Consider the following 6,413-nt stretch of genomic DNA (forward strand, 5'->3'; position numbering starts at 1 on the left):
GGCGTGTGCTCCGATCGTGGGGTGGGGTGGTGAGTGCGGTGCCGTGCTCGCGCGGCCGCGGTGGCAGGGCCTCAGCCCTTGACGCTGCCCGCCGTGATCCCGTTGATGAAGTGGCGTTGCAGCAGGACGAACAGCACCAGGACGGGCAGCATCGCGATGCTGCCGGCCGCCAGCAGCTCGCCCCAGACGGTGGCGAAGTCGGCGCCGACGCGGTTGCCGGTGACGTTCTGGGCGAGGGTGGACAGGACCACCTGGAGGGTCTGGTGGCGTTCGTCGTTGACGGCGACCACCGGCCAGACGAAGTCGTTGTAGATGTTCATGGCGGTGAGCACGCCGAGCGCGGCGAGCCCCGGCCGGATGACGGGCACCACGATCCGGGCGAAGATGCCGAACTCGCTCGCCCCGTCCACGCGTCCGGCGTCCAGCAGCTCGTCGGGGACCGCGGCGATGGTCTGCCGCATCCAGAAGATGCTGAACGCGTCGATGCTGCCGGGCAGGATCAGCGCTTGGTAGGTGTTGACCCAGCCGAGCTGGCTCATCTCCAGCAGAAGCGGGATGATCAGCACCAGCGTGGGCAGCATGAGGGTGAGCATCAGCACGCCGAAGAGCAGGTTGCGCCCGGCGAAGCGGTACTTGGCGAAGGCGTATCCGGCCAGCGGGCAGAAGAACATCGTCATGGCGCCCTTGACGGCCACCACCAGCAGGGTGTTCAGGAACCCGGTGCCCAGCGGCACGTCGTGGAGCATCGCCCGGTAGTTGTCGAGGGTGACCGAGCCGGGGGAGAAGGACAGCGGGTCGCGGACGATGTCCGCCGGCGGCTTCAGCGACGAGCTGACGGCCCACCAGATGGGATAGACGAACAGCACGGTCAGGCCGGCCAGGACCACGTACTGGAAGGGGCCCGGCCGGGGCTGGGAAAGGCTCGTGGACTTCATCGCTCACTCGTCTCGGGAGCGCAGCAGGCGCACGGACAGCAGGGACAGGGCGAACACCAGCAGCACCAGCAGGAAGGAGTTGGCGGCTCCGGTCCCCAGGTCGGACGCCGTGATGTGGTTGTAGAGGTACAGCCCGCCGGTGGTGGTCGACCCGTACGGGCCGCCCTTGGTGACCACGAACGGCTCGGCGAACATCTGGAACACCGCGAGGGTCTGCACCACGACCAGGAAGGCGATGCTGCGGCGCACCAGGGGCAGCGTCAGCGACCAGAACTGGCGCAGCCGGGACGCCCCGTCCAGCGCGGCCGCCTCGTACACGTCGCCGGGTACGGACTGCAGCCCCGCCAGCAGCACGATGATCGCGAAACCGGTGGTCTTCCACAGGAACAGCAGCGCCAGCGTGGGTTTGGCCCAGGCCGTCGAGGTCAGCCAGTCCACGTCGGGCAGACCCACCAGGTGCAGCAGGTGGTTGACCAGGCCGTAGTCCTTGTCGAAGGCCACGATCCACACCTGCGCCATGGCCACCAGCGGGGTGACGAACGGCGCGATGAAGGCCACCCGGAACATGCCGCGCAGCCGCAGCCGGGCGTTGGCCAGCAGCACCGCCACGGCCAGCCCGCCGACGATCTGCACGGGCACGATGAGCAGCCACATCACACCGCTGTTGGCGAGGGAGGACCAGAACTCCTCGCTGGTCAGCAGATACGTGTAGTTGTCCAGGCCGACGAAACGCGCCTCACCGGCGCCCTTCCAGTTCGTGAAGCTCAACTGCAGGGCGAAGACGAGCGGGTACAGGCCGAACGCGGCGAAGACGACGTAGAACGGAGCGACGAAGACGTACGGGGTCAGGAACAGCCGTCGCCGGCGGCGGGTGCCGGGCGGGGCCGGGGCCGCCGTCCGAGGCCGGCGGGGCGCGGCGAGGGTGGCGTGTGTCATGCGCGGTCCACCAGATTGCGCTGGATCTTGCGGGTGGAGTCGTCGATGACGTCGTCGGGCCGCATGCTGCCCTCCATCAGCCGCTGCAGGTTGTTGCCCAGGTAGTCCACCGACTTCGTCCACCAGGCCGGGATCGGCGCTGCGGCCGGGATGCCGGCGGCCGCGTCCACGGCGGTGCGCCACAGGTTCTGCCCGCCGAGCGCGGCCACCGGTTCGAACAGCGGCTTGTCGGGGCGGCGCGCGGGTGTGTAGCTGGGCACCGAGGTGTTCAGGCCGTCGGGGTAGACACTGCTCGGGCCGTACACCGCGGTGTAGCCGGGCTGCTTGAAGCACAGGAACTCGTAGAGCATCCAGGCGAGTTCGGGGTTCTTCGCCTTGGCGGGGATGATGAAGCTGCTGCCGCCCATGGCGCCGCTGCGCGCCCCGCCCGGCGTCCAGGCCGGCAGCTGGGTGGCCCGCCACCTGCCCCGGGTCTTCTTCAGCAGCTGCTGCGGTGCGAACGACCACCACACCGCCCAGGGCACCAGGGCCTGCTGCCCGTTCTCCAGGGCGGCGAGGTCGGCCTGCTTGAGGTACTCGGCGTGCGTGACCAGCTTGTCGTCGACCGCGGAGCGGATCCAGGTGAGGATGCGGCGGTACTCGGCGGAGTCCAGGCGGACCTTGCCCTGCGCGTCCGCGAGGCTGGTGCCCTGCTGGTTGGCGAGCATCTCCAGCCACAGCTGCCCGAGGAAGGGGTCCTTCTCCATGTGGATCGGGCGGGCGGCGGGGTTCTTCTCCTTCAGCGACCGGGCCGCCGCCAGCAGGTCGTCGTACGTCTTCAGGCCCGCCGGGTCGACGCCGGCGTCCTGAAGCAGGTCCTCGCGGTACCACAGCAGGCCGGGGTCGAGGTCCCAGGGCACGCCGTAGATCCGGCCGTCGACGGTGTTCACCGACAGCTTGTACGCGGAGGTCTGCGCGCGGTACGGCGCGATCAGGTCCGTGAGGTCGTAGAGGTGCTCGGCCTGGCTGCCGATCTTGGCGTCGTCCCAGAAGCTGCCGTCCGGCAGGTCCGTGCCGGTGATCAGGGTGTTGGCCAGCTTGGAGTCGATGTCGACGGCCAGGTGGTGCACCGTCACGTTCGGATGCGCCCTGCGGAAGGCGTCGATGGCCTTGTCGAAGACCTTGAACAGGTCTCCCGAGCGGTTCCAGATGGTGATCTCGCCCTTGGCCGAGGCGCTGGGTGTCCCGCTGAGCTTGCGCGGCGGGGACGTGGTGGTTCCCGGGGCGCAGCCGGCCAGAGGGCCGGCGGCGACGAGCGCGCCTGCGCCGAGGGCGCCGCGCAGGAGGCTGCGGCGTGGGACGGACGGACTGGGCATGAGCACGGCTCCTAGGTATGAACGCGGGCGTGGGCAGGGCTCGGCGGCGGACGGGGCACGCGCGCGTCGCCGTCAGGGCGCTGCACCCTGCGGCTGATTGCAACGATGCAAGGATGATGAGCTGCCTTTTGCAACGATGCAATACCTGAGTACGATCGAGTTGCGTCGACGGACTCCGAGCCGAGCCCGGCGCGAGGTCAGGCCGTGGACGCTGGAAGAGGGGAACTGGATGGCCGGCTCAACACTCCGCGACGTGGCACGACGTGCCGGAGTCTCGATCCGCACCGTGTCCAATGTGGTCAACGGATCGGTGCCCGTCTCCGACGAGCTGCGCAGCCGGGTGGAAGCGGCCCTGGAGGAGCTGGACTACCGGCCCAACCTGGTGGCCCGCAACCTGCGCCGCGGCCGCACCGGCATGATCGCCCTCGTGGTCCCCGAACTCGACGTGCCCTACTTCGCCGAACTGGCCCGTGAGGTCATCACCGCCGCCCGCGCCCACGGATACGTGGTCATGCTCGACCAGACCGACGGCGACATCGAGCGGGAGCGGGAACTGCTCGGCCGCGAGTCCCGCGCCACCATGTTCGACGGGCTGCTGCTCAGCCCGCTGGCCATCTCCGCGGAGGAACTGCGGCGCCGCACCAACAGGGTGCCGGTCGTGCTGCTGGGCGAGCACATCTTCAGCGGCAGCTTCCACCACGTGGCGATCGACAACATCGCCGCGGCACGCGAGGCGACGGAACACTTGCTCGGCCTCGGCCGCCGGCGCATCGCCGCCATCGGCGACCAGCCCTACAGCACGGGCGAGACGGCCCAACTGCGCACCGTGGGCTATCGCCAGGCCCTGGAGCGCGCCGGGCTCGCCGTCGACGACAGGCTGATCGTCCCCACCCCGCGCTTCCACCGCCACCTCGGCGCCCAGGCCATGCGGGAACTGCTCGCGCTGCCCGAACCCCCCGACGCCGTCTTCTGCTACAACGACCTGCTGGCCATCGGTGCCCTGCACGTCCTCACCCAGGCGGGCGTGCGCATCCCGGAGGACATCGCCGTCGTCGGCGTCGACGGGATCCAGGAAGGCCGGTACAGCTCCCCGGCGCTCACCACGGTCGCCCCCGACAAGACACGGCTCGCCGACATCGCCGTGCGCACCCTCATCGGCGTCATCGACGGCACGGCCCCGCCACCGGCGGAGTGGCGGGCGCCGCACCGCCTGATCGTCCGCGACAGCACGGTGAAACCGGCGCCGGCGCCGGAGGCGTGAACGCGCGAGGGTCACCGACGCCCCGGGAGGCGGCCGCCGAGCGGAGGCAGGCGGCCGCCGGGTGAGGACGGGGCCGCGCTACGCCGCTGCCGTGCGCGGCGCGTCCCCGGACCGGACGCGCTGGCTCAGGAAGAGAGCCGCGCGGTCCAGCGCCTCGTCCGCCTCGTCCAGGACGCCGGCGAAGCACTGGAACACATGCGGTACGTCCGCGGTGACATCGAGGACGACATCCACTCCGGCGTCCCTGGCGCGGGCGGCGAGGCGGGTCGAGTCGTCCAGCAGGATCTCGTTGGCGCCGACCTGGAGGAGCAGCGGGGGCAACCCGGTCAGGTCGGCGAGGACGGCCGGGCTGAGCAGGGGCTGGCGCGGGTCCTGACCCGCGAGGTACATGGCCCCGGTGTGGTCCAAGGCCGCGCGGGTGAAGATCGGGTCGATGCCCTCCTTGGTCCGCATGCTCTCCCCGGTGCGGGTGGCGTCCAGACCGGGGGAGAAGGCCACGACCGCGGCGGGCAGCGGCAGGCCCGCGTCGCGCGCGGGGAGACACGTGGTGACGGCGAGACCGCCACCCGCGGAGTCTCCGGCGAACACGATGGCCGAAGGGTCGTGACCGCTGTCGAGCAGCGCCCGGTAGGCGCTCAGCGTGTCCTCGATCGCGGCGGGGAAGGGGTGCTCGGGAGCGAGCCGGTAGTCCACCGAGTACGCGGCGAACCCGGTCCTGGCCACCAGGTGCCCGGTCAGGCACAGGGCGGTCTCCGGGGAGCCGAACACCCAGGCGCCGCCGTGGAAGTACAGGATCGTCCCGGGACGCGGGGTGTCCTCCGGATCGACCCGCAGGGCGGGACGGCCGCCCAGCTCCGTCTGCGCGGTGCGGATGCCGTCCGGCACGATCATCCGGGACATCAGCGCCCTGAATCCGGCACGGAGCGCCTCGACCGACTGCGGACCAGGGTCCTCGGGACGCAGCCGGCGCAGTAGCGCGTCGACCTGCGCGCGCTGTTCCTTGCTCATGGGTGTGCTCCTCCAGCTCCTATTGGATGCCACTACACTATATGCCATGGCATCTAAATCAAGTGAAGGTGTGACCGACCTCCCGCGCTTCTTCGCCGATCTGGTCCGGTGCGAGACGCGTCTGTACAACGCCCTCAACGACCGACTCCGTGAGCAGCACGGGATCGTCACCTCACAGTTCGAGTTCCTGTGCTACCTGCGGGACCACCCCGGGGCCCGAGTGGCGGACGTCGCCGCGGAGTTCGCCATCGGAGTCGGGGCCACCAGCAAGTCCTTCGACCGCCTGGAGCAGCGCGGCTGGGCCGTCCGGCAGCCGAATCCGTCCGACCGCCGGTCCTCGCTCCTGTCCCTGACCGACGACGGCCGCCACCTCGTGGACGCGGCGCAGCGGACCTTCACCCAGGGCCTGACCGAGCTGATCGGGGACACCCTGGACGACCCCACGGTCGCGGCCGTCGCACAGGCCCTCGCACGGCTGCGCTCCGCGCTCGAACAACGCCGGCTCGGCATGCCCACGGGGTGAGCGGTGAGGGGGCGGCATCACCTGAGGAGGGAGGTCGGGGTCCATGGGGGCACGGTTAAGGGTGGAGCTTGAGCAGCAGTTCGCTCAGTTCTGCAGGCATGGTGATCATGCAGTCGTGCCCGGTCGGCAGTTCCCACACCTGTGCCGGGGAACCATTGGGCTGTACCGCGGGGACGGGCCGCCGCGTGATGCCTTCCGACTGGACGCCGACGCAGTGGATGTGCGTACGCGGGATCACGTTCGCGGCCGGGCGCCGACCTGGTGGTCGCCTCGCCGAAGCCGCGACCGAGGACGCCTCCGCAGGCCGAAACCCTGCGGAGGTCTTGTGCTTGAGGGAGCGGGGGAGCCGGGCGTCCGGTAGTTGCGGGCGAGCGGCCGTCCGGTGGGCGTGGGGG

The 6,413-nt window shown here is 70.6% G+C and carries 6 protein-coding genes and 1 pseudogene; 2 read left to right on the forward strand and 5 right to left on the reverse strand.

Annotated features, from left to right (window positions below):
- Positions 1 to 71 precede the first annotated feature (71 nt).
- Genes GV126_RS34185 through GV126_RS34195 form a run of 3 tightly spaced genes read right to left on the reverse strand, consistent with a single transcriptional unit; the run spans position 72 to position 3,226 of the window.
- The gene (locus tag GV126_RS34185) at positions 72 to 935 is read right to left on the reverse strand and encodes a carbohydrate ABC transporter permease (RefSeq protein WP_159675129.1); all 864 of its coding nucleotides are present in this window, start codon (positions 933 to 935) and stop codon (positions 72 to 74) included.
- 3 nt (positions 936 to 938) lie between these two features.
- On the reverse strand, positions 939 to 1,871 hold the full coding sequence (locus GV126_RS34190; protein WP_159675131.1) for a carbohydrate ABC transporter permease: 933 nt from the start codon (positions 1,869 to 1,871) through the stop codon (positions 939 to 941).
- Positions 1,868 to 3,226: an ABC transporter substrate-binding protein gene (locus tag GV126_RS34195; RefSeq protein WP_159675133.1), complete on the reverse strand. Its 1,359-nt coding sequence runs from the start codon at positions 3,224 to 3,226 to the stop codon at positions 1,868 to 1,870. The genes GV126_RS34190 and GV126_RS34195 overlap by 4 nt, the downstream gene beginning before the upstream one ends.
- 229 nt (positions 3,227 to 3,455) lie before the next feature.
- Between GV126_RS34195 and GV126_RS34200 the strand changes: the two genes are divergently transcribed.
- Entirely contained in the window at positions 3,456 to 4,487 is a 1,032-nt protein-coding gene (locus GV126_RS34200) for a LacI family DNA-binding transcriptional regulator (RefSeq protein WP_159675135.1), read from the forward strand.
- A gap of 78 nt (positions 4,488 to 4,565) precedes the next feature.
- On the opposite strand, the gene GV126_RS34205 is transcribed toward GV126_RS34200, so the two are convergent.
- The gene (locus GV126_RS34205) at positions 4,566 to 5,495 is read right to left on the reverse strand and encodes an alpha/beta hydrolase (protein WP_159675138.1); all 930 of its coding nucleotides are present in this window, start codon (positions 5,493 to 5,495) and stop codon (positions 4,566 to 4,568) included.
- 46 nt (positions 5,496 to 5,541) lie between these two features.
- On the opposite strand from GV126_RS34205, the gene GV126_RS34210 reads away from it, so the two are divergent.
- Complete coding sequence (locus GV126_RS34210) at positions 5,542 to 6,018, forward strand: MarR family winged helix-turn-helix transcriptional regulator (protein WP_159675140.1); 477 nt, start codon at positions 5,542 to 5,544, stop codon at positions 6,016 to 6,018.
- A 55-nt stretch (positions 6,019 to 6,073) separates the two neighbouring features.
- Here GV126_RS34210 and GV126_RS36975 read toward each other — a convergent pair.
- Positions 6,074 to 6,268: pseudogene (locus tag GV126_RS36975) on the reverse strand (alpha/beta hydrolase); the annotation flags it as partial.
- Positions 6,269 to 6,413 lie beyond the last annotated feature (145 nt).

Source organism: Streptomyces mexicanus, from assembly GCF_902506575.1.
Taxonomy (GTDB): Bacteria; Actinomycetota; Actinomycetes; order Streptomycetales; family Streptomycetaceae; genus Streptomyces; species Streptomyces mexicanus.

Coding starts and splice junctions, on each gene's coding strand:
- GV126_RS34210 (WP_159675140.1), top strand. CDS start 5,542: ATGGCATCTAAATCAAGTGAAGGTGTGACCGACCTCCCGCGCTTCTTC.
- GV126_RS34205 (WP_159675138.1), bottom strand. CDS start 5,495: ATGAGCAAGGAACAGCGCGCGCAGGTCGACGCGCTACTGCGCCGGCTG.
- GV126_RS34190 (WP_159675131.1), bottom strand. CDS start 1,871: ATGACACACGCCACCCTCGCCGCGCCCCGCCGGCCTCGGACGGCGGCC.
- GV126_RS34185 (WP_159675129.1), bottom strand. CDS start 935: ATGAAGTCCACGAGCCTTTCCCAGCCCCGGCCGGGCCCCTTCCAGTAC.
- GV126_RS34200 (WP_159675135.1), top strand. CDS start 3,456: ATGGCCGGCTCAACACTCCGCGACGTGGCACGACGTGCCGGAGTCTCG.
- GV126_RS34195 (WP_159675133.1), bottom strand. CDS start 3,226: ATGCCCAGTCCGTCCGTCCCACGCCGCAGCCTCCTGCGCGGCGCCCTC.